This window comes from Rhodoplanes sp. Z2-YC6860 (assembly GCF_001579845.1).
GTDB lineage: Bacteria > Pseudomonadota > Alphaproteobacteria > Rhizobiales > Xanthobacteraceae > Z2-YC6860.
On the sequence record NZ_CP007440.1, the window covers coordinates 8,151,683 to 8,177,132 of the forward strand.

The 25,450-nt window shown below is 64.0% G+C and carries 23 protein-coding genes; 10 read left to right on the forward strand and 13 right to left on the reverse strand.

From position 1 onward, the window contains the following. Positions 1-23: 23 nt before the first annotated feature. Positions 24-884 carry an isocitrate lyase/PEP mutase family protein gene (locus tag RHPLAN_RS37850; protein WP_068030164.1) on the reverse strand — a complete coding sequence of 287 codons (861 nt, stop codon included), beginning with the start codon at positions 882-884 and terminating at the stop codon, positions 24-26. 186 nt (positions 885-1,070) lie between these two features. Here RHPLAN_RS37850 and RHPLAN_RS37855 point away from each other — a divergent pair, with 186 nt between their 5' ends. After that, positions 1,071-2,540: an LVIVD repeat-containing protein gene (locus tag RHPLAN_RS37855; RefSeq protein ID WP_068030168.1), complete on the forward strand. Its 1,470-nt coding sequence runs from the start codon at positions 1,071-1,073 to the stop codon at positions 2,538-2,540. 158 nt (positions 2,541-2,698) lie between these two features. Here RHPLAN_RS37855 and RHPLAN_RS40850 read toward each other — a convergent pair whose 3' ends face one another. From RHPLAN_RS40850 to RHPLAN_RS37880, 5 genes are all read right to left on the reverse strand, one after another. Then, positions 2,699-3,250, reverse strand: coding sequence for an IS630 family transposase (locus RHPLAN_RS40850; protein ID WP_335341079.1), 552 nt, complete (start codon positions 3,248-3,250; stop codon positions 2,699-2,701). Between the two features lie 36 nt (positions 3,251-3,286). Continuing rightward, positions 3,287-3,685 (reverse strand): helix-turn-helix domain-containing protein, encoded by a 399-nt coding sequence (locus RHPLAN_RS40855; RefSeq protein WP_257730328.1) that lies wholly within the window; start codon positions 3,683-3,685, stop codon positions 3,287-3,289. Positions 3,686-3,736: 51 nt separating this feature from the next. Beyond that, a complete protein-coding gene (locus tag RHPLAN_RS37870; protein WP_068030173.1) occupies positions 3,737-4,228 on the reverse strand; it encodes a response regulator in 492 nt (163 codons plus the stop codon). Positions 4,229-4,329: 101 nt separating this feature from the next. Further along, positions 4,330-5,568: an MFS transporter gene (locus tag RHPLAN_RS37875; RefSeq protein ID WP_068030175.1), complete on the reverse strand. Its 1,239-nt coding sequence runs from the start codon at positions 5,566-5,568 to the stop codon at positions 4,330-4,332. Between the two features lie 271 nt (positions 5,569-5,839). Next, positions 5,840-6,817 (reverse strand): S1C family serine protease, encoded by a 978-nt coding sequence (locus RHPLAN_RS37880; RefSeq protein WP_068030176.1) that lies wholly within the window; start codon positions 6,815-6,817, stop codon positions 5,840-5,842. Positions 6,818-7,070: 253 nt separating this feature from the next. Here RHPLAN_RS37880 and RHPLAN_RS37885 point away from each other — a divergent pair, with 253 nt between their 5' ends. Both RHPLAN_RS37885 and RHPLAN_RS37890 read left to right on the forward strand, forming a co-directional pair. Continuing rightward, positions 7,071-8,006 (forward strand): hypothetical protein, encoded by a 936-nt coding sequence (locus tag RHPLAN_RS37885; protein WP_068030177.1) that lies wholly within the window; start codon positions 7,071-7,073, stop codon positions 8,004-8,006. Positions 8,007-8,104: 98 nt separating this feature from the next. Further along, a complete protein-coding gene (locus tag RHPLAN_RS37890; RefSeq protein WP_335341048.1) occupies positions 8,105-9,115 on the forward strand; it encodes an LLM class flavin-dependent oxidoreductase in 1,011 nt (336 codons plus the stop codon). Positions 9,116-9,168: 53 nt separating this feature from the next. On the opposite strand, the gene RHPLAN_RS37895 is transcribed toward RHPLAN_RS37890, so the two are convergent. After that, positions 9,169-9,675, reverse strand: a complete 507-nt coding sequence (locus tag RHPLAN_RS37895) for a hypothetical protein (protein ID WP_068030186.1) — start codon at positions 9,673-9,675, stop codon at positions 9,169-9,171. Between the two features lie 231 nt (positions 9,676-9,906). Between RHPLAN_RS37895 and RHPLAN_RS37900 the strand changes: the two genes are divergently transcribed. Beyond that, positions 9,907-10,584, forward strand: coding sequence for a dienelactone hydrolase family protein (locus RHPLAN_RS37900; RefSeq protein WP_068030188.1), 678 nt, complete (start codon positions 9,907-9,909; stop codon positions 10,582-10,584). A 68-nt stretch (positions 10,585-10,652) separates the two neighbouring features. On the opposite strand, the gene RHPLAN_RS37905 is transcribed toward RHPLAN_RS37900, so the two are convergent. From RHPLAN_RS37905 to msrA, 4 genes are all read right to left on the reverse strand, one after another. Beyond that, positions 10,653-11,624, reverse strand: a complete 972-nt coding sequence (locus tag RHPLAN_RS37905) for a Bug family tripartite tricarboxylate transporter substrate binding protein (protein WP_068030191.1) — start codon at positions 11,622-11,624, stop codon at positions 10,653-10,655. Between the two features lie 64 nt (positions 11,625-11,688). Beyond that, positions 11,689-12,354: a polysaccharide biosynthesis/export family protein gene (locus RHPLAN_RS37910; RefSeq protein WP_068030194.1), complete on the reverse strand. Its 666-nt coding sequence runs from the start codon at positions 12,352-12,354 to the stop codon at positions 11,689-11,691. A 56-nt stretch (positions 12,355-12,410) separates the two neighbouring features. Next, entirely contained in the window at positions 12,411-13,607 is a 1,197-nt protein-coding gene (gene nhaA / locus RHPLAN_RS37915; protein WP_068030197.1) for a Na+/H+ antiporter NhaA, read from the reverse strand. 237 nt (positions 13,608-13,844) lie between these two features. After that, complete coding sequence (gene msrA, locus RHPLAN_RS37920) at positions 13,845-14,513, reverse strand: peptide-methionine (S)-S-oxide reductase MsrA (protein WP_068032523.1); 669 nt, start codon at positions 14,511-14,513, stop codon at positions 13,845-13,847. A gap of 202 nt (positions 14,514-14,715) precedes the next feature. Here msrA and RHPLAN_RS37925 point away from each other — a divergent pair, with 202 nt between their 5' ends. The 5 genes from RHPLAN_RS37925 to RHPLAN_RS37945 all read left to right on the forward strand — a co-directional run bounded on the left by RHPLAN_RS37925 (position 14,716) and on the right by RHPLAN_RS37945 (position 18,748). After that, on the forward strand, positions 14,716-15,204 hold the full coding sequence (locus tag RHPLAN_RS37925; RefSeq protein WP_157100735.1) for a GlcG/HbpS family heme-binding protein: 489 nt from the start codon (positions 14,716-14,718) through the stop codon (positions 15,202-15,204). 51 nt (positions 15,205-15,255) lie between these two features. Continuing rightward, entirely contained in the window at positions 15,256-15,963 is a 708-nt protein-coding gene (locus RHPLAN_RS37930) for a response regulator (protein ID WP_068030200.1), read from the forward strand. Positions 15,964-16,064: 101 nt separating this feature from the next. Further along, positions 16,065-16,637, forward strand: coding sequence for a hypothetical protein (locus RHPLAN_RS37935; RefSeq protein WP_068030203.1), 573 nt, complete (start codon positions 16,065-16,067; stop codon positions 16,635-16,637). A gap of 279 nt (positions 16,638-16,916) precedes the next feature. Beyond that, the gene (locus RHPLAN_RS37940; protein WP_068030206.1) at positions 16,917-17,717 is read left to right on the forward strand and encodes an alpha/beta fold hydrolase; all 801 of its coding nucleotides are present in this window, start codon (positions 16,917-16,919) and stop codon (positions 17,715-17,717) included. A 53-nt stretch (positions 17,718-17,770) separates the two neighbouring features. Further along, positions 17,771-18,748 carry a Bug family tripartite tricarboxylate transporter substrate binding protein gene (locus RHPLAN_RS37945; RefSeq protein WP_198164654.1) on the forward strand — a complete coding sequence of 326 codons (978 nt, stop codon included), beginning with the start codon at positions 17,771-17,773 and terminating at the stop codon, positions 18,746-18,748. A 7-nt stretch (positions 18,749-18,755) separates the two neighbouring features. On the opposite strand, the gene RHPLAN_RS37950 is transcribed toward RHPLAN_RS37945, so the two are convergent. Next, on the reverse strand, positions 18,756-24,332 hold the full coding sequence (locus RHPLAN_RS37950; RefSeq protein ID WP_068030210.1) for a PAS-domain containing protein: 5,577 nt from the start codon (positions 24,330-24,332) through the stop codon (positions 18,756-18,758). Positions 24,333-24,534: 202 nt separating this feature from the next. Here RHPLAN_RS37950 and RHPLAN_RS37955 point away from each other — a divergent pair, with 202 nt between their 5' ends. After that, positions 24,535-24,924, forward strand: a complete 390-nt coding sequence (locus RHPLAN_RS37955; protein WP_068030213.1) for a DoxX family protein — start codon at positions 24,535-24,537, stop codon at positions 24,922-24,924. Between the two features lie 94 nt (positions 24,925-25,018). On the opposite strand, the gene RHPLAN_RS37960 is transcribed toward RHPLAN_RS37955, so the two are convergent. Next, entirely contained in the window at positions 25,019-25,339 is a 321-nt protein-coding gene (locus tag RHPLAN_RS37960) for a hypothetical protein (protein WP_068030216.1), read from the reverse strand. Between the last annotated feature and the right edge of the window lie 111 nt (positions 25,340-25,450).

The window sequence follows — 25,450 nt, forward strand, 5'->3', positions numbered from 1 at the left end:
TCCCTATTTCGTTTTCAGGAAATTTAGTTGTTCAGGAAGTCTTTGGACCACTGGGCATAGTCCGCCTGGCGCAGAAGCTTCTTCTGCAAGTCCGCCGAGGCGACATTCGGCAATTTCGATGGCTTGGTGCCCTCGCGCAGCGCCTTCAGCGTGTTGTAGACGCCCTGCACACCGGCCCAGAATTGATGGTGGCCTTGCAGGCAGACCCGCACGTTGCGCGCCGAAAGATAGTCGAGGTCCATCATGTCCTCGGGCACACTGCCGAGGAACAGCGGCTTCTTCACCGCCGAGGCCAACGCATCGAGCTGCTCGCGGTTCTTCAGACCTGCAACGAACAGCATGTCGACGCCGGCGGCTTCATAAGCCTTCAGCCGCGCGATGGTGTCCTCGACGCCGGTGATCGCGATGGCGCTGGTGCGCCCGCAGATCACGAGCCGCGGATCCTGCCGGCCGGCGAGCGCCGCGCGCATCTTGCCGACGCCTTCTTCGATGGAGATAAGTTGCGCATCGTCGCCGCCGAACGGCACCGGTAGCAACGTATCCTCGATAGTCAGCGCGGATATGCCCGCGTTCTCGAGCTCCTCGACAGTCCGCTTGACGCTCAGCGCATTGCCGTAGCCGTGATCGGCATCGACGCAGAGCGGCAACGAGCCCGCACGATTGATGCGATAGGCCTGCTGCACGAATTCGGTCAGCGTCAGCACGCAAAGATCGGGTGCCGCGATCACGCTGAACGAACCGACCGAACCCGCGAACATCATCGCCTCGAAGCCGACATCCGCCGCGATCCTTGCCGAGATGCCGTCATACACCGAGGCTGGGAAGATGCATCGCTGGCCTTCGACGATGGCGCGCAACCGTTCGCGCCGCTCGGTCCAATTCATGATCGTGCCCTTTGATGAAAAATGTCCGGCGCCGTTCTAGCACGTCTGCATTGTGTTCCAACGGCCGGGCACACTTGCGGTCAAGTGGCTTTCCGGCCGGTGGACCTGGGACTATGATTTCACTCGTACAAGTGTCCGCAGAGACGCGGCAATCACAACCACAGCGACTGGCACTGGGAGGTCACGATGTCTCGCTTCATTCGCGGCGCACGCTTGGCTGCGCTGCTTGCATCCACCGTTTTGATTTCAACCGCACTCGCCGTTTCGGCATCCGCGCAGTCTTCGCCCAAGGTGGGCGATCCACCGGAAGCGAAGGATATGCGCCTCGTCGGTTGGAACGACCTCCAGGCGCGTAGCGCCTATCAGCCGACCGTTCACAAGCAGGGCGACCGCTACATCGCCTATATCGGCCATCATGGCGGCACACCCGACGTGCCGAAGCCGATGAACCCGCTCACCGGCCAGGCCGAATTCAACGGCACCTCGATCATCGACGTCACCGATCCGTCGAAACCGAAGTATCTGTTCCATCTGCCGGGACAGGAGGGCAACTACGAAGCAGGCGGCGGCCAGATGACGAGCGTCTGCGACGGCAAGACCTTGCCCAAGGGCGATCCCAACGCGGTGTATCTTCTGCGCACCTTCGGCGGCCAGGGTCATGAGATCTGGAACGTCGCCGATCCCTCGCATCCGAAGCTCGTTTCCCGGCCGAGCTGGGACCTGAAGGACACCCATAAGAGCTTCTGGGAGTGCGACACCGGCATTGCTTATCTCGTGTCCGGCGTGCCGAGCTGGCGCACGCGGCGCATGACCGAAGTGTTCGATCTCAGCGACCCGGCGCACCCGGTGAAGATCCGCGACTTCGGCCTGGTCGGCCAGGAGCCCGGCACCAGCGGCACGGTGCCGACCGAGCTGCACGGCATGATCTCGACCGGCCCGCAGGGCAACCGCGTCTACTTCGGCTACGGCACCAACAAGGGCGGCGTGCTGCAGATCGTTGACCGCGAGAAGCTGCTCAAAGGGCCAAAGGAGCCGACGCCGGAGAACCTGCGCGCGCCGGTCGTCGGCCAGCTCGACATGATGCCGACGAACGGCGCGCACAGCACCATACCGCTGATGCAGGTCGCGGTGCCGGAGTTCGCCAAGGACTCCGAGGCCAAGCTGCGCGACTTCGTCATGATCGTCGACGAGCAGATCCGCAACGAATGCCAGGAACCTCGGCAGATGGTTTGGTTCGCCGACGTCACCATCGAATCGCGGCCAATGGTCGTATCGAACTTCCAGGTGCCGGAGGCGAGCGGCCACTTCTGCGACCGCGGCGGCCGGTTCGGCTCGCATTCAGCGAGCGAAAGCACTGCGCCGGTGTTCTACAAGAAGGTGGCGTTCGTCACCTACTTCAACGCCGGGATCCGTGCGATCGACATCCGCAATCCGTACGCGCCGAAGGAGATCGGCTACTTCATTCCGTCGATCACGGAAGCCACCGACAAGCGCTGCATCAAGGTCGACGGCAAGGACCGCTGCAAGATCGCGATCCAGAGCAACAACGTGGACACCGACGATCGCGGCTATGTCTACGTCGTGGACCGCGCCAACACAGGCATGCACATCCTTGAGCTGACCGGAGAGGCGCGCAAGATCGCGGGGCAGCCGTAACTCTCTCCACTGTCATTCCGGACGCTGCGAAGCAGCGACCCGGAATCCGGTTAAGCGGACGATCCCGGTTTGTCTGGATTCCGGGTTCGCGGCCTGCGGCCGCGCCCCGGAATGACGCCTGCGCAGGTTTCGACAGCGCCGCGACGCGCTAGAGCGGTTCACAATTTGACGGAAGCGTATCCGGCGTTTGCGAAGTAGTTGCTGCATTCGCGGGGGCCTATGGTTGTGACGAGGCTGCCGATTTGGCGCCAGACATCGTCGATGGTGCGCCTTTGAGCCATGCGCATCCAATGTTTGATCTTGGCGAAGGCCTGCTCGATCGGATTGAGGTCCGGCGAGTAGGGCGGCAGGTACCAGAGCCTGGCTCCGGCTGCTCTTATGATCTGTCGCAGCACGGCAGCCTTGTGGCTTCCGAGGTTGTCCATGACGACAATATCGCCGGCCTTCAGTGCGGGAACGAGTTGCTGCTGGACATAGGCTCGGAAGCACTCGCCGTTGATCGGGCCATCGAACACGCAAGGGGCTGTGAGGCCGTCGTGGCGGAGCGCGCCGAGGAAGGTCAGCGTCCGCCAATGACCATGCGGCGCGTAAGCTCGCAGGCGATCGCCCTTGCGTCCCCATCCGCGCAGTGGGGCCATGCTGGTCTTGATCCAGGTTTCGTCGATGAGACCAAACGCCGTGGATCGAGACCGGCCTGCCAGGATCGCCAGCGCTTTCGTCTGCGGGCGATGTCGGCCCGGGCCTGTTCAAGCGCGAACAGTGTTTTTTTTGAACCGCAGGTCTTCGCGCCGCAGGAACAGCCACACGGCATTGTGCGAGACCTTTACCCCACGCGCGGCAAGTTCGTCCTTCAGCCCATGCAGGGTCAGATGCGGGGTCTGTCTGATGCGCTCCAGGATGAAGGCCCGATGCGGATCGAGCACCGGCTTGCGATATCCACCCATCTTGCTCGGCGACACTGAGCCAGTCGTCCGATAGCGCTGAGACCACTTCACCACCGACGACACCGCCACGCCGAACCGCGAAGCCACCGTCCGGCAGCTCTCACCGTTCCGCACCGCCGCAACGACACGCTCACGCAGATCATTGGACAGAGGTCGGGTCATGAGCTGCTGGCCTCCAACCCAGCCAGCAGCTTGAATCACAATTCGAAGCCCAGCGGAATCCCCAGCGATTCAGAAAAGAAGTGAACCGCTCTAGGTCGCGGTGATGAATTCCTTCATGTCGATGCGCCGGCGCGGCATCGGAATGTAGTATTTGCCGGCGCGGACCATGGGCCGCGGATTGAGCAGAATGCCGAGCAGGCGGTGCTGCAACGCCTTGGGCGAGATCGGCTTGACCAGGAGCTCGTTGACGCCGAGCCGGATCGCCTCGGTGACGCGCGAGCGCAAGCCTCTGTCGGTCAGCATGATGATCGGCAGGCTCGGCTTCGGAAAGATGCCCGGCGAGCGGACCACGCGCATGACTTCGGGCCCATCGAGCACCGGGAGATTCCACTCCAGGATCATGACGTCAGGATTGATGTTGCGGATCGCATCGAGCGCTGCGATGCCGTCAACCGCCTCGTAAACCGCTTTGACGCCGAGATTGGTCAGCATGGTTCGCGTGAGGCGGCGTGTATAGGCATTGGCGTCCGCAACGAGGACGACGAGCGACTCCATCGCCTTATCGATCTGCAGCTCGGACATACTTCGTTTACCGTGACGAACGCTTCCCAGGGCGCTGGCACCCTAACGAAGAGGCGCTGTGGTTCCGCTAAACGAATCGAGGCAATTTTATCGAATTGTAATCAGGTTGTTGCGAGCCGCCGGCCCGACCGCCGCAGCAGCAGCCACGTGGTGATCGACACGTTCCCGAGGTTCCAGCCGATGCCGTTGAGGAATGCGGCCTGGTACGAGCCGGTCAGATCGAAGATATAGCCCGACATCCAGCCGCCCAGCGCCATTCCGGCGAGCGTCGCCATCAAAATCACGCCGAGCCGGACGCCGGCCTCGCGCGAGGCGAAATACTGCCGCACCAGAATGGCGTACATCGGCACGATGCCGCCCTGAAACAAGCCGAACAGCGCCGAGATCACGTAAAGCGAAATTAAACCATCAAAGAACACGTACAGCACCAGCGCCACGCCCTGGAGCACCGAGCTGATCAGCAGCGTGGCGACGCCGCCGATGCGGTCCGCAATGAAGCCGGACGAGATCCGGCTGACGAGACCGAAGCCCAGCATCGCCGACAGCATCTCGGCGCCGCGCGCCGGGCCATAGCCGAGATCGCCGCAGTAGGCCACGATATGCACTTGCGGCATCGCCATGGCGACACAGCACGCGACGCCGGCGATGCAGAGCAGAATCATCAGTGCGTTGGACGAGACACCGAGCGCCGCGCGCGCTTCTGCGGGATCGTGCCCGTTCTGTGCAACCGCGTGCACCGGCGACTTGCGCCGCATGCCGAGCGCGAGCGGCAGCATCAGGCACAGACAGGCGATACCAACGCCGATCTGGGTGGCGCGCCAGCCGTCGCTCGAAATGAAATGCTGCACCAGCGGAGGCCAGATCACGCCGGAGAGATAGTTGCCGGACGACGATATGCCGACCGCAAGCCCGCGACGGCGCACGAACCAGTGCGAGATGTCGGCCATCAATGGCCCGAACGATCCGGAGCTGCCGAGCCCGATCAACGCTTGCGCCAGCGAGAACTGCCAGAGATTGGCCGCCGAGCCGGACAGCAGGTAACCCGCGGCCAACAGCACCGCGCCGGAGACGACCGGCACCAGCACACCGAAGCGGTCAGCAAGCCGCCCCATCAGGATGCCGCCGAGGCCGAAGCCCGCCATGGTCAGCGTGAAGGCCAGCGAGACTTCGCCACGCGTCACACCGAAGTCGGCCTGCACTGCGGGCAGCGCCACGACGAAAGACCACATGCCGACGCCGCCGACGGTGCCGAGCGCGAGCGACAGGGCAAGTCGGGTCCAGGCGTAGCCGGAATCGATGTCGGTCGCCGATGGTGATACGGCGTGAGCAGTTGTGGTCACTGGATTTGTTCCCGGCAAAATCCAGGGTTTGTTTAGCACCCTGAGCGCGGCGCCGTCTTGGCCGGCCGCTGCAGGCCAGCAATGCCGGCCCATGAAATGTTTGCGCAGCGGGCATCAATGGCGTGAATTGTTGGAGGTCTTTCACTCGGTCATTCCAGAGCGCGCTGAAAGCGCGAACCCGGAATCCAGACGCATCGGCAGTCTTGCTTGTCTGGATTCCGGGTCCCGCGCTCCGCGCGGTCCCGGAATGACCATGGGAGAGATTGTGCGCCTAATGCAGCTTCGGCGCCTTCAGGAAGCGATTGCGGTCGCCCGACTTGAGCCGCGTATCGATGGTCTTGCCGTCGCGGTAAACTGACATCGGAATCTCGATGCCGGCCGGCCCGAGCGACCAGACCCTGCGATAGAAGCCCGCGAGATCGTGCACCTCGGAGCCTGCGATCGACAGCAGCACGTCGCCGGTGCGCAGATCGGCGCGTTGTGCCGGACCATCCTTGGCAAGCCCGACCACCACGATGCGGTTCTCGATCGCGGTGGCATAGAGCCCGAGCCATGGCCGCTGCGGCTTGTTCGGCCGGCCGAGGGTGAGCAGGTCGTCGAAGATCGGCGGCAACAGGTCGATCGGCACGATCATATTGATGTCGCCCGGCGGACCCTGCTCGCGGCCCTCCTGCAATTGCAGCGAACCGATGCCGAGCAGATCGCCCTTCGGGCCGATCAGCGCCGTGCCGCCCCAGTTGGGATGCGATGGCGAGGTGAAAATCGCCTCGTCGACCACATACTCCCAATACCCGGCAAACTCCTGCTTGGCGACGACACGCGCCGCAACCGACTTCTGCCGGCCGCCGGCGCCGCCCACCACCACGCGTTCGCCGACCGATATGCTTTTCGACGTGCCGAGCGGCAGCGCCGGCAGATCGAGGCGGGCCAGGGCCTGAATGAGCCCGAAGCCGGTGGACTGGTCGTAAGCCAGCACCGTACCCGGCACGGCGCGGCCATCGACCAGCGTCAACCAGATCGTATCGGCCTCGGTGACCAGATAGCCGATGGTCAGCACCAGCCCGTCGGCGCGGATCAGCACGCCGTTACCGGCGCGCTCGGTGCCGAGCGTATCGGCTGTGAAAGCATCCGACGGCACCACGGCGCGCACACCGACGACCGCGCTCAGCGCGGCGTCGAGATCGTAGGCGTAATCCTCGGGCTTAGGCTGCGCCGAGGTTGGCACCTTCCAATCACTGACCGATGCCATGCGGCAACTCCTTAGTTACGGCCCGGAGTACCAGTACGGCGATCCGGTGGCAGCCTTAAGGCTCGTGCCCTTGACGATAATCCGAAACTCAATCGGTTCCGTCCAGCCGCTCCTACGGCCGGTGAGTCTTTCGCGCAACAGCGCGCAACCGAAAGCCCCGCCTTGGAAATTCCGTTTTTATCCACAGGACGACTCAGATAGTCAGCAAGGTCATTGAAGCCTCCGTGTGTGAAACCGGATTTAGGCCAGACCTATGCTCCCGAGCTTTCGGCTGTTCGCGGCAACGTTCTGCTGTGGCTTTCTCGTCGTGTTCGCAGGGCTGCGCCTTGCAGCCACCTTCAACAGCGTGAACCAGGCCTTGCCCGTGATGGCGGCTCATGCCGCGCCGATCCGGATCGCCGCGCTCACCGAGCAAGACCGGCAGCGCCTTGGCGCAGCCATCGTGCCGGTGACCTACGACCTGCGCTTCGCGGTGAGCGCTGCGCAGCCGGCGCCGATTGCGCCTGCTCCGGCCATCGACCGCACGCCGCCGCTGCTGATGCCGCTCGTGATCCTGCCGCCGATTGCGCAGGACACGACCGAACCCGCGGAGGAGCCCACCACGGTCGCAGCGCTGCCCTCACAACCCGCGACCGAAACTGCTCCCGCCACGATCGACATTCCACTGCCTGAACCGGCGACCATCGATCTGACCTTCTCGCCGTCGCCCGCGAATACCAGGGACAAGCCCTCGGTCGCCGTGGCGGCTGTGGCAGCGCCGGTGCAGGCCACGACTTCGATCGACATCCCGCTGCCCGAGCCCGCCAACGTCGACCTGACATTCTCCCCGACCCCCGCTCCCGCGGAGCCCGAGGTCGAGATTGGACCCAAGAGCGAAGCCGCGCCGAGTGCAAAGCCGGAAACCGATGCCCGTGCCGCGTCGGCGCACGAGCATGATGCCGAGCCCATCACGGTCGCGGCGCTGGTCGGGGAAATTCCACTCGGGACCGTCAAGCTGCCGGTCCGCCACATCCCGTTGCCCAAGCCGAAAGCCGTCTCCAAGCCTGTCCAGCGGACCGCGGCCCTGCAGCCGACCGCCGCGCGACGGGCGACACGCCATGTCGCCGCCAAGGCCAAGCCGCGCCGGCACGCCGTGGCGAAGGGTGACGACTTCGAGAGCCTGTTCAACTTTCAGACCGGCCAGAACTAGGCTCGACGAAGTCGCAACCCCGGCCCTGCGCGGTACGCGCATGGCTTGAGTGCATGGCAAAAGAGCCTGCGGCGCGCTACCTGTTGACGATGTCTTCCTTGCCGCTTTCCGTCCTCGACCTGTCGCCCGTGACCACCGGCATTTCCGGACCGCAGGCGCTGCGCAACAGCATCGACCTTGCAAAGCTTGCCGACCGGCTCGGCTTTTCCCGTTACTGGATCGCCGAACACCACAACATGCCGAACATCGCGAGCTCGGCGCCCGACATCATGATCGGCCAGATCGCGGCGGCGACCGAGCGGCTACGCGTCGGCTCCGGCGGTGTGATGCTGCCGAACCATGCGCCGCTGCAGGTCGCCGAGCGCTACAAGGTTCTGGAAGGATTGTTTCCGGAACGCATCGATCTCGGCATTGGCCGCGCGCCCGGCACCGATCCGGTGACATCCTACGCGCTGCGGCGGCGGCAGGACGATCCCGCCGGCGACGATTTCCTCGACCGCTTCCAGGAACTCTTGCTGTTCGATCAGCGCGGCTTTCCGGAAAGTCATCCGTTCCGCAAGGTCAATGCGATGCCGGCCGATGTGCCGCTGCCGCCGATCTTCCTGCTTGGCTCGAGCGGCTACAGCGCGCAGCTCGCCGCGCATGTCGGCGCGGGCTTCTCGTTCGCGCATCACTTCTCGGACTTCGATCCGGTCGGTCCGATGACGGTCTATCGCGAACAGTACAAGCCGTCGGAGCAGCGGCCGCAGCCGCATGCCATCCTCGCGCTGCATGTGGTTTGCGCCGACACGCAAGCCGAGGCCGAGCGGCTCGCAAGCTCCGTCGATCTCAACTTCGCCCGCCGCCGCCAGGGCCATTATGCGCCGATCCCGAGTCCCGAAGAGGCCGCGGCTTATGAATATTCGGCTTCCGACCGCGCGCTGATCGCGCAGAACCGTGCGCGGCTGGTGGTCGGCGACAAGGCCAAGGTGATGGCGCACATCGAACCGCTGATCAAAGCAACCAAGGCCGACGAGGTAATGATCACGACGATGATCTACGACCACGAGGCGCGGAAGCATTCCTACGCGCTGATGGCCGAGGCGTTCGGACTGACCAAGTCGCCATAGCAAGAACCCCGGCGCGAGCCGGGGTTCTCTTTTTCGTTCACCAGCGATGAGGCTTACTTGGCCTGCGGCTGGGGCTGCACATACTGCTGCTGATATTGCGCAGTCTGCTGCTGCACTTCGGCCTCGCCGGTCTGCTGCGGCGCCGGCGGAGGATTCATCGCCATCTCGTTGGTGCAGCGATCCTTGAACAGCACCGCGCCTTCCGGCGTGTACTCCTTGCTCAGGCAGGTGCAAGGACCTGCGACCGGACGCGACACCGCGTAGGTCGGAGCAGCGACCACAGCCGGGCCGCCAACCACCACCGGCGGATACCAGAAGCGCGGGCGATGATGCACCCAGATCGGATGCGGATGCGGCTTATGCCAGTTCGGCACGAAAATCGGCTTGACCGGGATGAACGGCTTGTTCACGGGCTTGAAGATCGGCTTGTTGATGCCGGGGTTGAAGCCAGGGCCCTTGGGGCCGAAACCGGGGCCGCCGGGCTTGGCGCTGGCGTTCGTCATGGCGAGGCCGAGAGCCGCGAGCGCGGTCAGGGCCAACATGGTGGACTTGCGAAGCATGTGACTTCTCCTGTGTTGATCCTTGGACCGCGTCCTCGAGGACCGTTGTTTGCCTATCCGACGATTGGTCGGAGGCCTTCAGGCGGAGGTTCAGGCTTCGCAGAAACAACAAACCGTTCACCCGGCATTCATTTCAGCCGCAACCGTGCTAAACAGAGGCCCCCGACCGGCCAGGCAGCAATTCTGGCCAAGCCGTTCCAATTCGAAGTGTGCGAAAAGTAGGAGGTTCCCTTGGGTAAGCATTTCACGCTCACCGCGTCCGACAGCCATCAGCTCGGCGCCTATCGGGCCGATCCGGCCGGCACGCCGAAGGGCGGCATCATCGTCATTCAGGAGATTTTCGGCGTCAATCAGCACATCCGCAAAGTCTGCGACGACTTCGCCAAGGAAGGCTATGTTGCCGTGGCGCCGGCGCTGTTCGACCGCACGCAGAAGGACTACCAGTCCGGCTACACGCCGGCTGAAATCGAGAAGTCCCGCACCTTCGTCGCCAAGCCCGACTGGGACGCGATGCTGCGCGACACGGACGCCGCGCTGAAGGATCTGAAAAGCGTTGGCCCGCTCGGCATTGTCGGCTTCTGCATGGGCGGCACCATCGCGTTTCTTGCAGCGACCCGGCTGTCAGGCTTGAGCGCCGCGGTTGGCTACTACGGCGGCCGCATCGTCGCCTTCGCTGACGAAAAGCCGAAGTGCCCGGTGCAGCTGCACTTCGGCGAGAAGGACGCCAGCATCCCGATGACCGACGTCGAGATCATCAAACAGAAGCGTTCGCAGGATTGCGAAATCTACGTCTACAACGAGGCCGGCCACGGCTTTCATTGCGACGAGCGCGGCAGCTTCCACAAGGGGAGCGCCGACGTTGCGTGGAAGCGCACGACCGAATTCTTCGCCAAGCACATGAAGAAGTAAGCGGCGTTACATCCGTTCAACGATCCGGCCGCGCGGCATCACCGCGCGGCCGTTTCTTTCTGCGACACTTACTCGATCGAAATGTTGGCGGCCTTGACCACCTTGCCCCACTTCTCGGTCTCGTCGCTGACAAGCTTGCCGAACTGCTCCGGCGCCATCGGCATCGGCTCACCGCCGAGTTCCTTGACACGCTGCTGCATCTTCGGATCGGCAAGCGCCGCGTTGAACGCCTTGTTCAGCACCTCGACCACGTCGGCCGGAATGCCCTTCGGGCCGGACACCCCATAGAACACGCTTGCCTCATAGCCCGGCACCGTCTCGCCGATGGCCGGCAGATCGGGGAACACTTCGGAGCGCTTGGCGGTCGTGACGCCCAGCGCGCGCAGCTTGCCGGTCTTCACGAATTCGACCGAGCCCGGCAGGTTGTCGAACAGCACATGGACCTTGCCGGTCATCAGGTCGGGATAGATCGCCGACGAACCGCGATAGGGCACGTGCAGGATGTCGAGGTGCGTCATCATCTTGAACAGCTCGCCCGACATGTGCACCGAGGTGCCGTTGCCGGACGACGCCTGCGTGACCTTGCCGGGATTGGCTTTGGCATAGGCGATGAAATCGGCGACGGTCTTCACCGGAAGGTCCGGTGGCACCACCATGATGTTGGTGAGCTGCGCGATACCGGCGATCGGTGTGGTGTCGCGCACGAAGTTGAACGGCAGGCTCTTGTAGAGCGTCTGGCCGATGGCGTTGTTCGGCGCGACGAACATGATGGTGTAGCCGTCGGCCGGCGACTCCATCACCGCCTTCGCGGCGATCATGCCGCCTTGCCCGGCGCGGTTCTCGACCACGCAAGGCTGGCCGAGATGCTGCTGCAGCCATTCGCAGAACACGCGGGCCACGATGTCGTTCGGCCCGCCGGCGAGAAAGCCGACGACGAACTTGATCGGACGGTTTGGAAATTTCTCGACTGCCGAAGCTACGCCGAGCAGCGGGCCACAAACCAAGCCCAGCACCAATGCAATGAAGCGAACGGCCTGCATCACGCAGCCTCCCCTGGTTCGCGCATTCCCTTGGACGGCTCATCTTAGAGCAAACGAAGGGAAATCAGAACCAGCGTTCGGTCACCGTGATGGTGTCACCCGGCCGCACCGGCATAGGCGGTTGCAGTTCGTAGCGGGTCTCCGAGCCCTGGACCTGCCGCGTCACCTTGACCGTGTCCTTGTAGGCGCGTGGCGTGAAGCCGCCGGCGATCGCAATGGCGTTCTCGACCGTCATGTTGGGCACGTAAGGATACTGCCCCGGGAAGGTGACCTCGCCGAGCACGAAGAACGGCCGGTAGGTTTCGACATCGACCGCGACGCTCGGATCGCGGATGAAGCTCTGTTTCAGGCGGCTGGTGATCGCCCCCGACAGTTGCGCGGTGGTCGAGCCGCGCGCCGGCACACTGCCGATGAGCGGCATGTTGATGTGGCCCTGGGCGTCGACCGTGTAGTTGTTGCTGAGCGTGTCCTGGCCGAACACCACGATGCGGAGCCGGTCGCCGCTGTCGAGCTTGTAGGGCCCGTCTTCCATCATCGCCGTGACCGGCACCGCGCGGGTCGCCTGCCGCACCGCGTAAGATTGCGGCTGCGGCGCGCCATACATTCGCGCGTCGAGATCGGAAGCCTCGATCGGGGTGGGCTGCAGCGCCACGGTGTGCGCGCGCGGGCCCGCACAGGCCGAAACGGCGAGAGCAAGAAACGGTACGACGTGGACCAAACGCAGGCGCATGCGAATCCAGCAAAAGGATCAGGCCGCATTAACGCCCTATTATGGTTAAGGAACTCTTATCCCTGCGATTTCAGTGCTTTATCGAAAGACACAGTTCCGAACCGCAGCACCGCCCAGCCGGCCAGCGCCGAGATCACGGAGCCGGCCAAAACGCCGATCTTGGTCTGGTCTTGAAGCGGTCCCGCTTCGCCAAAGGCCAGAAGCCCGATGAACAGGCTCATCGTGAAGCCGATGCCGCAGAGGAGCGCAATGCCGTAGAGCTGCACCCAGCTCGTACCAGCGGGCTTGCGCGCGACGCCGAACTTCACAGCGAGAAACGTGAAGCCGAACACGCCGATCTGCTTGCCGACGAACAGCCCGAGCAGACAGCCCAAGGTCACCGGCTTCATGAGATCGGCCAAACCCAGGCCTGTCAGCGAGACGCCGGCATTGGCGAAGCCGAACACCGGCAGAATCAGGAACGCGACATAAGGATGCAGCGCGTGCTCCATGCGATGCAACGGCGAATGCGCATCGTCGGGATGCCCGGGCGAGCGCTCCAATGGAATCGTGATGGCGAACAGGACGCCGGCAATGGTGGCGTGGATGCCGGATTTCAGCACGAAAAACCAGAGCAGCAAACCGAGCGGGATATAGAACACAAGCCGCAGCACGCCCACGCGGTTGAGCGCTAGCAGCGCCGCGAACGTGATCGCGGCGAGCAGCAGCATCATCGGCGCAAGATCGTGGCCGTAGAACAGCGCGATGATGACGATGGCGCCAAGGTCGTCGATGATCGCGAGCGCGGTGAGAAACACCTTGATCTGCACCGGCACGCGGGAGCCGAGCAGCGCCAGCACACCGAGCGAAAAGGCGATGTCGGTCGCCGACGGAATCGCCCAGCCACGCGCGCTGGCAGCCGAGGAGTTGAATGCGAGATAGACCAGCGCCGGGGCGATCATACCGCCGACCGCTGCGATTCCCGGCAATATTCGATGCGACCAGGTTGAAAGCTGGCCGTCGAGCAGTTCGCGTTTGATCTCGAGGCCGACCATGACGAAAAACAGCGCCATCAGCGCGTCATTGATCCAGTGCAGCACGCTCAGGCCGGCGAATTTTCCGGCCAGCACCGTTTCGTAGAGGCTTGCCGCGCTGGAATTCGCCACCACGAGCGCCACGACCGCGCTCGCGATCAGGATCAACCCGCCGCTGGCCTCATGGGCGAGCAGCTGACGCAGCATCGACGGCGGAGGATGGCGCGGCGGTGTCGTCATGACACTGACGTGCCAGCAAATGCTCAGGAAGACAACCTGAGTGCTTTCCCAGGCCGCAGCAGAAGCGCCGCACACCCCGGCCTCATGCTGAGGAGCATCGCGAAGCGATGCGTCTCGAAGCACGGGGCCGCCCGGAATGTTGCAACAGCAGGGCCACCTCGTCCTTCGAGACGGCGCTTCGCGCCTCCTCAGGATGAGGTGGGGAGAAAACCCGCCGTAGCCAATGAAACGAGTCCGTTACGACGCCACCGCCGCCTTCACCCCGGTGCCGATCGGGCAAGACACGCCGGTGCCGCCGAGGCCGCAGTAGCCGAACGGATTCTTCGCCAGATACTGCTGGTGATAGTCCTCGGCAAAGTAGAACTCCGGCGCGTCGAGGATCTCGGTCGTGATCACGCCGTAGTCCTTGGTGGCGAGCGCCTTTCCGAACATCGCCTTCGAATCCTCGGCGGCCTTCTTCTGCGCCGGCGAGGTCGTATAGATGCCGGAGCGATACTGGGTGCCGACGTCGTTGCCCTGGCGCATGCCCTGGGTCGGATCGTGGTTCTCCCAGAAGGTCTTGAGCAGCGTCTCGTAGGAGATCGTCTTGGGGTCATAGGCCACGAGCACCACCTCGTTGTGCCCGGTGCGGCCCGAACACACCTCCTCATAGGTCGGGTTCGGCGTGTGGCCGCCGGCATAGCCCACCGCGGTGACAGTGACGCCCTCGGGCAGCTCCCAGAACTTGCGCTCGGCGCCCCAGAAGCAGCCCATGCCGAAGATTGCGGTCTCGGTGCCCGCCGGGTACGGCCCCTTCAGCGGATGGCCGTTGACGAAGTGGTTGGACGCGGTGCGGATCGGGGTCGACCGGCCCGGCAAAGCCTCGGCTTTGGTCGGAATGTCGAGGGACTTCTTGAACATGAACATGCTTCGTTCTCCGCAATCGTTGGCGAAAATATAGGCCCGATTGCCGCCTTCGGCATGGGCCGAAAGCATCCCGATCGCGTCACATTCCGGCCATCCCGACCGTCGACTCCTTCACAACCGAGGCACTGCGGCATCCACGGACTGTTTCCCTCGCGACCAGAGACACTTATGCTGCGCCCCGATGGATTCGGGTGGAGGACCCATGATCAGGCTGAAGATGTTCGTGTGCGCTGGTGTGTTGGCGCTGCTGGCGGTGATGCCGGCCAAGGCGCAGACCCCGCCGCCGCCGTACGGGCCGGCGATCGGCCTTGAGAATGCCCGCAAGGCGATGACGGCGGCCGAGGGTGAGGCCACCAAGAACAACTGGGCCGTGGTGATCTCGATCATCGACAGCGGCGGGCACATCGTGATGCTGCACCGGCGCGACGACGTGCAGCTCTCCTCGATCGAGTTGTCCCAAGGCAAAGCCAAGACCGCGCTGATGTTCAAGCGACCGTCCAAAGTGCTGGACGACGCCATTGCCGGCGGCGGCCCCGGCCTGCGCTTTCTCGCCCTGAAGGATATCGTGCCGCTGGAAGGCGGATTGCCGCTGATCGTCGATGGCAAGATCGTCGGCGCAATCGGCGTTTCGGGCGTGTTGTCGTCGCAGGACGCGCAGATTGCCCGCGCCGGCGCGGACGCTTTGAAGTAAGCTGAGCGGGCCGGCACTTTCGTTGAGTTCGGAGTAGATCCGTCGGGGGCCATGGATCACCGTCCGCATATCGTCGTGGTGGAGGACGAGGCGACCCAGCGTCAGCTCCTCTGCGACTATCTCGACAAGCAGAACTTCCGCGTCAGCAGCGCCGACGGGGGCGTGGCGCTGCGCAGGCTTGTCGAGCGCGAACCGCCGGCGCTGGTGCTGCTCGACGTGGGCCTGCCCGGCGAGGACGGCTTCGCGCTGGCGCGCTGGCTTCGCGAGCGCAGCGGCCGCATCGGCATCATCATGGTGACGGCGTCGTCCGATACCGTGGACCGCGTGGTCGGCCTCGAGACCGGCGCCGACGATTACATCGGCAAACCCTACGAGCCGCGCGAGTTGCTCGCCCGCGTGAAAAGCGTGCTCCGCCGAGTCACCGGCGCACCGACCGCCTCGGGCCCGCGGGTGCGCATGGGCCGCCGGGTGCTCGACCTCGAAAAGCGCGTACTGGTCGATCCCGCCGACGGCAGCGAGGAGACGCTGACGGCAAGCGAATACGACCTGCTCAAGCTGTTCGCCGAAAACCCCAACCGGCCGCTGCAGCGCGACTGGCTCCTGGAATCGGCGGCCCACCGCGAGATGGAAGCCTTCGATCGCGCCATCGACCTCCGAATCACGCGGCTGCGCAAAAAGATCGAGGCCGATCCAGCGCACCCGGATTCCATTCGCACGGTGCGAGGGGTGGGTTATATGTTCGTGCCGCCAAAGGATTAGGCGGCATTCTATTACCATTATCGCCGGCAGAGGCATGAACCCGGCCGCCTTGCCGCACGACCAATGAATGTCATGAGAGGGGCAAAAGTAGAGGCGTGACAATGAACACCAGCATTCTTTGCAGCTTGAAGCGCGGCTTGGCCGCTTTTGTTTTCATTTCAGCATTTGCGTCTGCAGCACAGGCCGAGCCGGCTGAAGCGCCGGTCGAGATGCTGAAGAATCCGACTCCGCCCGTGCAGCAGGCTTCGCTGCCCAAGCCCGAGCATCCGTTTGCCACGATGGCCGGCACCTGGACAGGCGGCGGCACCATCGAGCTGACCGGCGAGATCAAGGAAAACCTGCGCTGCCGCGCCAACTACAATTACGGCGCCGCCAACAACAGTCTCGCGCTCAGCATCCGCTGCGCCAGCGACAACTACAAATTCGAGCTGACCAGCAACGTGGTCGAGCGGCGCGGGCAACTTTCCGGCACCTGGAGCGAGGCCGCGTACAAGGTGTCCGGCCAGATCTCCGGCCGCGTGCAAGGCAACCACATCGCGGCAATCGCAAGCGGCGACAGCTTCACGTCGGACCTCGCGGTGACCACCACGGCCAACCGCATGTCGGTCACGATGACGCCAAAGGCGACTTACGTGATCGCGGTGAAGATGGCCTTCAACCGCGCGGGGAAGTGACGGCTGCGATTGGCCGGCGTTGACATCGCTGGGTAGCGTCCCGCGCTATCACAACAAACGCAGTGTCATTGCCGCTCAGCACTCGATGATCTGATTGACTGCGCCACTGCCGATCGCAAATGACCGGTCTGCCCGGCGTGCCGGAGCCGGTCGATATGAGTTGCCGGCTTGGGACATCACGACTGGGTTGGCCGCTGCGTTCCGCTCGCATCCACCAGAGACGCCGGCCACGCTCCTCGCTACCATCAGTCGACTTTGCAAAGCTGGGAGAACCGCTGCATGGCCGGCCACATCGACGGACCGTTGTATTACGAGCGCATGGGCCGCACCGGGCCGGTCATGGCCTTCGTGCATCCCAACCCGATGGACCAGTCGTGCTGGATTTTCCAGATGGCGCATATGTCCACCTGGTTTCGCTGCATCGCCATCGACATTCCGGGCTACGGCCGTTCGCCAAAGGCGCGTGACGGCCTGACCATGAGCGACATGGCGGAGGGCTGCTGGGAGGCTATAGAGACGGAATTTCCCAAGGAGCCCGCGATCCTGGTCGGCTGTTCGGTCGGCTCCGCCATTCTCCCCTACATGCACCACGCGCGGCCGAGCAAAACCAAAGCGTTGATCATGTGCGGCACCGGTTACAATCCCGGCAAGGAGTTCACGGGACATCGCATCAAACAATACACAGACCGGGGTATCGGCTATCGCTGGGATTACACCTTCGAGGACTTGAGCCCGACGTTTCGCCAAACGCCACTGGCCATGTACTTCGCCGACATGTTCGTAGAGCGCAATGCGCAGGCCGACCTCGACACGATTGTCCGCCAATTCCTGGCCCTCAAGGCGCCGGACGCCGCGGACCACTACTCGAGCGTAAAATGCCCGTCGATCATCCTGAGCGGCAGCGAGGATGGAATCCACAAGTCGGCATTCGCGCTGAAGGAGCAGATCCCCAATTGTGCGATGCGGATTCTTCATGGCGCGGGCCATGCCTGCCAGATGGAGCAACCGTGGCTGTTCGACCGCTACATGATCGAATTTTTGAAGGACCACAGCTTGTTCCCTGCGGGGCGCCAGAGTTAAGCTTGGTCCTGCCGTGGTTCGCTTGAATCATTTTCATTCTTTGAAGAATGCCGATGAGCATCTTGCGCCGAGACGTTCTACGCCTTTCCGCCGGCCTCGCTGCACTGCCTGCAGTGTCGCGGCTCGCCTTCGCCGACACTTATCCGTCGCGTCCGGTCCGCGTCCTGGTCGCGACATCGGCCGGCGGCTCGACCGACATCATCGGGCGGTTGGTGGCGCAATATCTCAGCGACAAGTTGGGCCAATCGTTCTTCGTCGAGAACCGGCCAGGCGGGGGCAACAACATCGGCACCGAGATGGCGGCGCATGCGCCGCCCGACGGTTACACGTTGTTCATGGCGAACTCGGTCAACGCCATCAACAACTCGCTCTACGAGAACTTGAACTACGTCTTCATGAGCGACTTCGTCCCGATCGTGAATACGATGACCTCGCCGTGTCTGATGATGGTTCATCCGTCGGTGCCGGCGAAGACGGCGGCAGAGTTCATCGCGCTTGCCAAGGCCAACCCGGGCAAGATCAATATGGGTTCCGGCGGCATCGGCTCGACTGGCCATCTCGGCGGCGAGCTTCTTCAGATGATGGCAGGGATCAAGCTCACGCACGTTCCTTATCGCGGCGAGGCGCCGGCGATGACAGATCTCATCGCCGGGCACTGCCAGATGGTCATCGCCACCACAGGCTCGGCAATGGAATATTGCAAGGCCGGCTCGGTACGCGCGATCGCGGTGACGCTCGACATGAAGCTCGACGCGCTGCCGGACGTGAAGCCTTTATCGGACCTCCTGCCTGGTTACATGGCCATCGGCTGGAGCGGTCTGGTTGCGCCAAAAGACGTACCGGCCGAGATCGTTGCGCTGCTCCACAAGCATGCCAGCGACGCGCTCGCCCAACCCAACATCAAGCAGCGCGTCATTGACATGGGCGGCGTGGTGCCCGGCGGCACGGCCGCCGACTTTGGGCGGTTTATGGCCGAGGACACCGAGCGCTGGGCGAAGGTGATCAAGGTCGCCAACATCAAGCTGAATTAGTCTCTCGCTAGCGCCGCGACACGCTGATCTCGGCCAATGCCCGCCGCAACTCCACCGCCAGCGGCCCGAGTCCGTCGCGCGCCCGTGCACGATCGCCGGCCTTGCCGGCCTGTTCGAGCGCGGCAGCGGCCTGCCCGACACCCTTGGCGCCGATCGCCTGCGCGGCCCCTTTCAGCTTGTGCGCGGCGGCCGCAAGCTGCGCGAGATTGTTGTTGCGCGAGGCGCTGTCGATCTCGCGCTGGGTGTCAGCGGCCGTGTCTTCGAACTTGCGCAACAGCTGATCGATCGCCGCCTGGTCATCGCCGAGCCAGGCACCGAGCACGCTCCGATCGATCGCGCTGCCCGCCTCACCGTTGCCCGCGGCCGCATGCCCCTTGCCGCCGCCGACCGAGAGCCAACGCTCCAGCGTGGCGCGCAACCGATCGATGTTCACCGGCTTGACCAGATAGGCATCCATGCCGGCCTCGATGCAGCGCTCCTCCTCGCCCTTCAACGCATTGGCTGTCACGGCGACGATCGGTGTTTGGCCGGGACGCGTGCCGTTCCTCTCTGCCTCGCGGATGCGTTGACTGAGCTCATAACCGTCCATGCGCGGCATGTGGATGTCGGCCAGCACCGCGTTGTAGCGGCCTGCCGCCCAGGCCTCCAAGGCCTCGACACCGTCATTGACGCTGTCCGCCTCGATCCCGAGCAGGTCGAGCTGGCGCACCAGCACCTCGCGGTTGACCGGATGATCGTCGACCACCAGCACGCGGAAATGCTCGCGCTTCTGTGCCATGCCGTCCTTCGCGCCACCCTCCGGGCGCAGCAGTGTGGCGAGCGGCGAGTCCGCCGGCGCGGCCTTCAAGGTCAGCGACACCGTGAAGGTCGAGCCCTTGCCCGCCGCGCTGTCGATCTCGACCGTGCCATCCATCAGCTCGGACAAGCGCCGCACAATGGAGAGGCCCAAGCCCGTGCCGCCGAATTTCCGCGTCGTCGACGAGTCGGCCTGGGCGAACGGCTGGAACAGCCTGGCCCGCTGCTCTGCGCTCAGGCCGATGCCGGTGTCTGTCACTGACAGTGTCACGCGCGTTGCGCCATGGCCGAGAGGTTTCGTGCCGCCGCGCACGCGGACGCCGCCACGTTGGGTGAACTTGAGCGCATTGCTGACGAGATTGAACAAGATCTGGCGCACGCGGGTGGGATCACCAACGAGCGCATCGTTCGAGCCGGCTTCGATGAAGGAGTCGAGCGTCAGCCCCTTGCCGGCCGCCTGCGGCCGGAAGGTGTCGATGGCGCCATCGATCAGGCCTGACAGCGAGAAGGCGGTCTCTTCCAGTTCGAGACGGCCGGCTTCGATCTTCGAGAAGTCGAGCAGGTCGTCGATGATCCGCAGAAGCGCATTCGCCGAATCGCGCATCGTTCCGACGCTCTTTCGCTGCGAATCGTCGAGGCCTTGATGCTCCAGCACCTCGAGCATGCCGAGCACGCCGTTCATCGGCGTGCGGATCTCGTGGCTCATGGTGGCGAGAAAAGTCGACTTGGCCTGGTTGGCGGCCTCGGCCTCGACGCGCGCGTTCTCGGCGGCCTCCTTGGCCGTGGCGAGCGCCGCCTCGCGCTCACGCAACTCGGTGATGTCATGATAGACGCCGAGCAGGCCGCCGTCCTCGAGCTCGCGGAAGATGTATTCGATGTAGCGGCCGCCATAGGTGCGGCGCTCATAGCGGTTGCCGCCCGGTTTACGCATGCGTCCCGCGACGTCGGCGACGATCTTGTCGATGTCGCCGTCCGGCCCGTATTCGCCGCGCGTGACCATATGACGGATGAGCTTCATGCCGGAATCGCCCGGCTGGATCAGGTCCGGCGTATAGCCGTGCAACTCGCGGTGATGGCGGTTGGAAAACACCCAGCGGAAGTCCTTGTCGAACAGCGACACGCCGTCGACCAGATTGTCGAACACCGTCTGCATGGTCTGATGGGTACGCTCGACCTCGTCGCGTGCGATCTCGGCGGCTTCCTTCGACGCCGCCAACGCCTCCTCGCGATCCTTCAACTCGGTGATATCGCGGGTCAGTGCGATGGTGTCGCCGTCGCGCAGCGGGATGAAGCGGAATTCGAGATGCTTGCCTTCGGCGGTGCGACGCTCGAAATAGGCGCCGCCGGGCTTGGTGATGAATTCGTAACGCTTCCGCACCGCATCGTCGGCCTGCTCGAACGGGCCGAAATCGCCGCGCCTGCCCTGAAAACGCAAGATGTCGAGCAACGAGACGCCAGGCTGCGCCAACTCCGGCGGAAGCTTGATGAAGTCGACAAGACTGGGGTTTGTGAACTTCACGATATAGTTCGGATCGAACAGCGTGACGCCGTCGCTCATATTGTCGAGCACCGAACCAAGAAGGCTGCGCGCCTGTTCGACGGCGTCCTCGCGATCCTTGAGCTCTGTGATGTCGCGGTGCATGCCGAGCAAGCCGCCATCGGCAAGCGGCAGATAAACGAACTCGATATGGCGGCCGCTCACCGTCTTGCGGTCGTAGCGAATGCCGCCCTCGGTCAGCATGTAAGCACGCCGCTCCTTCACGGTCCGCTCGACGTCATCGAGCGGGCCGAAGTCGCCGCGCATGGCCTGGAAGCGGATGATCTCTTCCACCGACAAGCCGGCCTGGGTCACGTCATCGGACAGGCGCAGCTTTTCGCGAAACTGGTTGTTGCCGAAGACGAAGTTGAAATCCTTGTCGATCAGAATGACGCCGTCATTCATGTTGTCGAGCACGGTCTGCATCGCGGCCTTGGTGCGCTCGACGTCCTCCTTGGCCTGGGCCAGCGCCTCCTCGCGATGGCGCAGCTCGGTGATGTCGCGGAAGCCTCCAAGGATGCTGCCGCCGGCGATCGGCTTGAAGCTGAACTCTATGGTGCGGCCGCCCTGCTCCCGCACATAGCGGGTGCCGCCCGGCGTCGTCATGCGCGCATAGGCCGAAGCAACGTAGCGCTGGACGTCTTGTTCGCTCGTGACCGGACCGTAGTCGCCGCGGCGAGCCTGGAACAGCATGATGTCGCGTACGGGGGTGCCCGGGCGCACCAGCTCCTCGGGAAGGCGTCGCGCCTCGATCTGCTGCCGGCTCATGAAGACATGGCGCATGTCGCGATCGACCAGCGCCACGCCATCATCCATGTTGTCGAACGCGGTCTGCATCACCTCGCGGGTGCGCTCGATCTCGGCGGTCTGCGCCCGCACCTCGCGGAACAGCCGCAAGGTCTCGATCGCGATCACGGCCTGATCCGCAAACGTCGACATCAGCTCGATCTGCGCCGGCGTGAACGGCATCGACTTGTGGCGCGTCAGGGCAAGAACACCAATGGGCGTGCCCTCGCGCATCAGCGGGATGCCGAGCATGGTGCTGAATTCGTTGAACTGGCGCGGACCCGACCATGAATATTCCGGATCGGCGCCGACGTCGGGAATGTGCACCACCCGGCGCTCCAGGATGGTGCGGCCGGACAGCGAGTTGCGGCCGGGCTTCACGGCCTGGCGCTTCATGTAATCGGTCAGCTCCGGCGAATAGCCGTGACTTGCGGTGACGCGGAACACGTCTCCGTCGCGCTGGAAGATGTTGGTGCCGTCGGCTTCCGAAAGCCTGGTCGCCGCTTCGACCAGACGCTGCAGCACGGTGTCGAGATCGACCCGGCCGTCATTGATCAGCTTGAGAATGTCGGCCGCGGACCGCAGCGCCTCTTCGCGATGCTTGACCTCGGTCATGTCGTGACCGACCGCAAGCACCCGGCCGCCCGGCAGCGGCTTGAACGAGAACTCGACCAGGTGGCCGTTCGCGGTGCGGCGGAAGTTCTTGCTGCCCTTCGGATCGCGAATGCGCGCGGCGCGCTCGGCGACAACCTTCTCGACGTCGACGTCGGGGCCGTAGTCGCCGCGCTCGGCCATGAAGCGCAGCCCGTCGAAGCCTGTCGCGCCCGGCCCGCCGACCTCCGGCGGATATTCGAAATAGTCGAGCAGCTGACGGTTGACGAACTCGACCTTGAAATCCTTGTCGAAGAGCTGGACACCCTCGTTCATGTTGTCGAGCACGATCTGCATCACGCGCCGCGTGCTTTCGGCGTCGGTGCGCGCCGCCTCTGCGGCTTCCTTCGCGGCAGCGAGCGACTGCTCGCGCTCTTTCAGCGCCGTGATGTCGCGGTGGATGCTGATGATGGTGCCGTTGGCGAGCGTCTTGTAGTTGACCTCGATATAGTGGCCGCTGGCGGAGCGGCGCTCGAAGTGCACCTCCGGCATGCGCATGTGCGCGACCTCGTGCCGGACCTTGGCCTCGATGTCGTCGAGCGGGCCGAAATCGCCGCGCTTCGCTTGGAAGCGCCGGATATCGCTGAGCAGGCATCCCGGATAAACCACGTCGGCCGGATAGTTCTGGAATTCCATCATCCGATCGTTGACGAAATGCACGCGCACATCGTCGCCCTCGGGCGTCATCAGCGCGATGCCGTCGTCCATGTTGTCGATCATGGTGGCGAGGATTTCGCGGGTGCGCTCGGTCTCGCGCGTGTGCTCCTGCACCTGTTCGAACAGCCGCACCGTCTCGATCGCGATCACGGCCTGGTCGGCGAAGGTCGAGATCAGCTCGAGCTGGCGCGCGCTGAACGGCCGGCCGACGTCACGGGTCAGCGTGATGACGCCGATCGGTTCGCCCTCACGCAGCAGCGGCACGCCGACGATGGCACGGAAATCGGCGACGTTATGGACCTCGGGCCAGTTGTATTCGGTGTCCTTCTCGATGTCGGGAATATGGATGACGCGGCGCTCCAGCACGGTGCGGCCCAGGACGGTTTCACGGGTTGGTGGGAGGCGCTTGTCGCGCAAGAAGTCCTTCTGCTTGCGGCTGAGCCCCTTCTCGGCGGCGAGCCGGTAGTGATCGCCGTCGCGGCGGAACACCAGCGCGGCGTCGGCCTCGCAGAGCCGCACGGCAGCAGCCACCACGGCGTCGAGCACGGTCTGCAGTTCGAAGGTCGAGCGGCTCATCACCTTGAGCACGTCGGCGGAAGCGACCAGCGCCTCGTCGAGATGCTTCGCCTCGGTGATGTCGCCCGCGGCGCCGACCATGCGATAAGCCCAGCCGTCCGGCCTGCGCAGCGCAATGCCCGCCTGGCGCGACCAGCGCCAATTGCCGGCGCCGTCGCGGTAGCGCAACTCCATGGAGAAGCGCGGGGTCTTGCCCTTCAGGTGTTCGGCCAGCGTGTATTTGAACAGCGGCCGGTCGTCGGGATGGATGCGGTTGGTCCAATCGCTGGTCTTACGCATCTGCGCGGGGTCGAGCCCGAGAATCTTGAACAGGCCCGGCGCGAAATAGATCGTGTCGTTCTCGATGTCCCAGTCGTAGAGATTCTCGTTGATCGACTCCAGCGCCAGCGCATAGCGCTCGGCATCGGCCGGAACTGGCTTGGGCGCGAGTTTACGCTTCGCTTGAACAGGCTTGGCTTGAACAGACTTGGACCGCGTCGACCCGGCGGCCGGCTTGGCGGCGCTTTTGGTCGCGGTTTTTGTCTTGTTCTTCACGACCTTGGCTTTGGTCTTTGTAGCTGTCTTACCGGCAGCGCGAGACATACCTGTCATCGGTATCCAAACATCCCCCACCTGTCATAGTGGGAGGCGTTTGTATCGTCGATGTTTCGCGGCAGCGGCGATTTGTATCGTTTGTATCGCCCGGGGCCCCAACGATACCAACGATACGTATTTTCCCTGATGCGACATTCCGGCGATACGCAGCGGGCCTATTACGCTGGCCATCGAAATCACGGGGCCTGCCATGACCAAGACCGCCAGCATCTACGCAGCGCAAATCGTGCTTGGGCTGATCGCCATGGCCGCCGGTTACGCCAAGATCACCGGCACCGGGCTTATGGTCCAGCAGTTCCAGATGCTCGGCATCGGCCAGAGCTTCCTCACGATCGCGGGCGCGGCCGAGATAGCGGCGGGGTTCTGTCTGCTGCTGCCCCGCGGCGGCATCCTCGGCGCGGTGCTGCTCGCGGGCGTCATGGTTGGCGCGCTTGGCATCACGGTCGGCCACGTTGCGAGCGCTGTCGCCCAGCCGCACCACACCACTGCGCTCACGGCGACCGGTTTCAACTCGCACCAGCCGGTCGACCAAGCCGGTTCGTTCCAGATCGTCCGGCCGCGCACCGAGTGGGATATCTAATGTTTCCCTGCCGTGTACGCCGTTAGGCGGGCGTGGCCGCCGGTTGCGGGGGAAACCCGCACCGGAGGTTTATTTGATTTCGGCCTGCCGACGATCAGTCGCGGGCGTAGCCGATCAAGGGCTTCTTCTTGCGGCCCAGGATGATCAGGATCACGCCGAGCACGCAGAAGATCGCCGCGGCGGGCTGATCGAGCACCGACGCAACGCCAATCTTCCAGGCCTCGAGACCCAACTTCTGTTCAACCAGCGTCTGCAGCATGCGCAGGCTGCTGTCGTGGATCGTATTCCAAAGCGCGCCGGTCTTGGTGATCAGCAACGTGCCGTCCGAAATCGTCCGGATGCCGTCATAGACCACGAAGATGAAAGCCAGAGCGAGCAGCAGCAGCCCAATAAAGCGCAATAAAAACCGGATCATTACCCAATTCCGAGCGCCTTCCCAGGGCACCGCTTACCGCGGCAGGCGCTTCCGTTCAATCCTTTCCCGCTGCCAATTATCGTCGCTGCGACACGGAGGCCGACCTGCCTT

Bases quoted from the DNA above. Each gene is read 5' to 3' on its own strand.
- RHPLAN_RS37880 (WP_068030176.1), bottom strand. From the start codon at position 6,817: ATGGCATCGGTCAGTGATTGGAAGGTGCCAACCTCGGCGCAGCCTAAG.
- RHPLAN_RS37850 (WP_068030164.1), bottom strand. From the start codon at position 884: ATGAATTGGACCGAGCGGCGCGAACGGTTGCGCGCCATCGTCGAAGGC.
- RHPLAN_RS37855 (WP_068030168.1), top strand. From the start codon at position 1,071: ATGTCTCGCTTCATTCGCGGCGCACGCTTGGCTGCGCTGCTTGCATCC.
- RHPLAN_RS37895 (WP_068030186.1), bottom strand. From the start codon at position 9,675: ATGCTTCGCAAGTCCACCATGTTGGCCCTGACCGCGCTCGCGGCTCTC.
- RHPLAN_RS37960 (WP_068030216.1), bottom strand. From the start codon at position 25,339: ATGATCCGGTTTTTATTGCGCTTTATTGGGCTGCTGCTGCTCGCTCTG.
- RHPLAN_RS37935 (WP_068030203.1), top strand. From the start codon at position 16,065: ATGAACACCAGCATTCTTTGCAGCTTGAAGCGCGGCTTGGCCGCTTTT.
- RHPLAN_RS37940 (WP_068030206.1), top strand. From the start codon at position 16,917: ATGGCCGGCCACATCGACGGACCGTTGTATTACGAGCGCATGGGCCGC.
- RHPLAN_RS37925 (WP_157100735.1), top strand. From the start codon at position 14,716: ATGATCAGGCTGAAGATGTTCGTGTGCGCTGGTGTGTTGGCGCTGCTG.
- RHPLAN_RS37930 (WP_068030200.1), top strand. From the start codon at position 15,256: ATGGATCACCGTCCGCATATCGTCGTGGTGGAGGACGAGGCGACCCAG.
- msrA (WP_068032523.1), bottom strand. From the start codon at position 14,513: ATGTTCATGTTCAAGAAGTCCCTCGACATTCCGACCAAAGCCGAGGCT.
- RHPLAN_RS37945 (WP_198164654.1), top strand. From the start codon at position 17,771: ATGAGCATCTTGCGCCGAGACGTTCTACGCCTTTCCGCCGGCCTCGCT.
- RHPLAN_RS37955 (WP_068030213.1), top strand. From the start codon at position 24,535: ATGACCAAGACCGCCAGCATCTACGCAGCGCAAATCGTGCTTGGGCTG.
- RHPLAN_RS37910 (WP_068030194.1), bottom strand. From the start codon at position 12,354: ATGCGCCTGCGTTTGGTCCACGTCGTACCGTTTCTTGCTCTCGCCGTT.
- nhaA (WP_068030197.1), bottom strand. From the start codon at position 13,607: ATGACGACACCGCCGCGCCATCCTCCGCCGTCGATGCTGCGTCAGCTG.
- RHPLAN_RS37885 (WP_068030177.1), top strand. From the start codon at position 7,071: ATGCTCCCGAGCTTTCGGCTGTTCGCGGCAACGTTCTGCTGTGGCTTT.
- RHPLAN_RS37950 (WP_068030210.1), bottom strand. From the start codon at position 24,332: ATGTCTCGCGCTGCCGGTAAGACAGCTACAAAGACCAAAGCCAAGGTC.
- RHPLAN_RS37870 (WP_068030173.1), bottom strand. From the start codon at position 4,228: ATGTCCGAGCTGCAGATCGATAAGGCGATGGAGTCGCTCGTCGTCCTC.
- RHPLAN_RS37905 (WP_068030191.1), bottom strand. From the start codon at position 11,624: ATGCAGGCCGTTCGCTTCATTGCATTGGTGCTGGGCTTGGTTTGTGGC.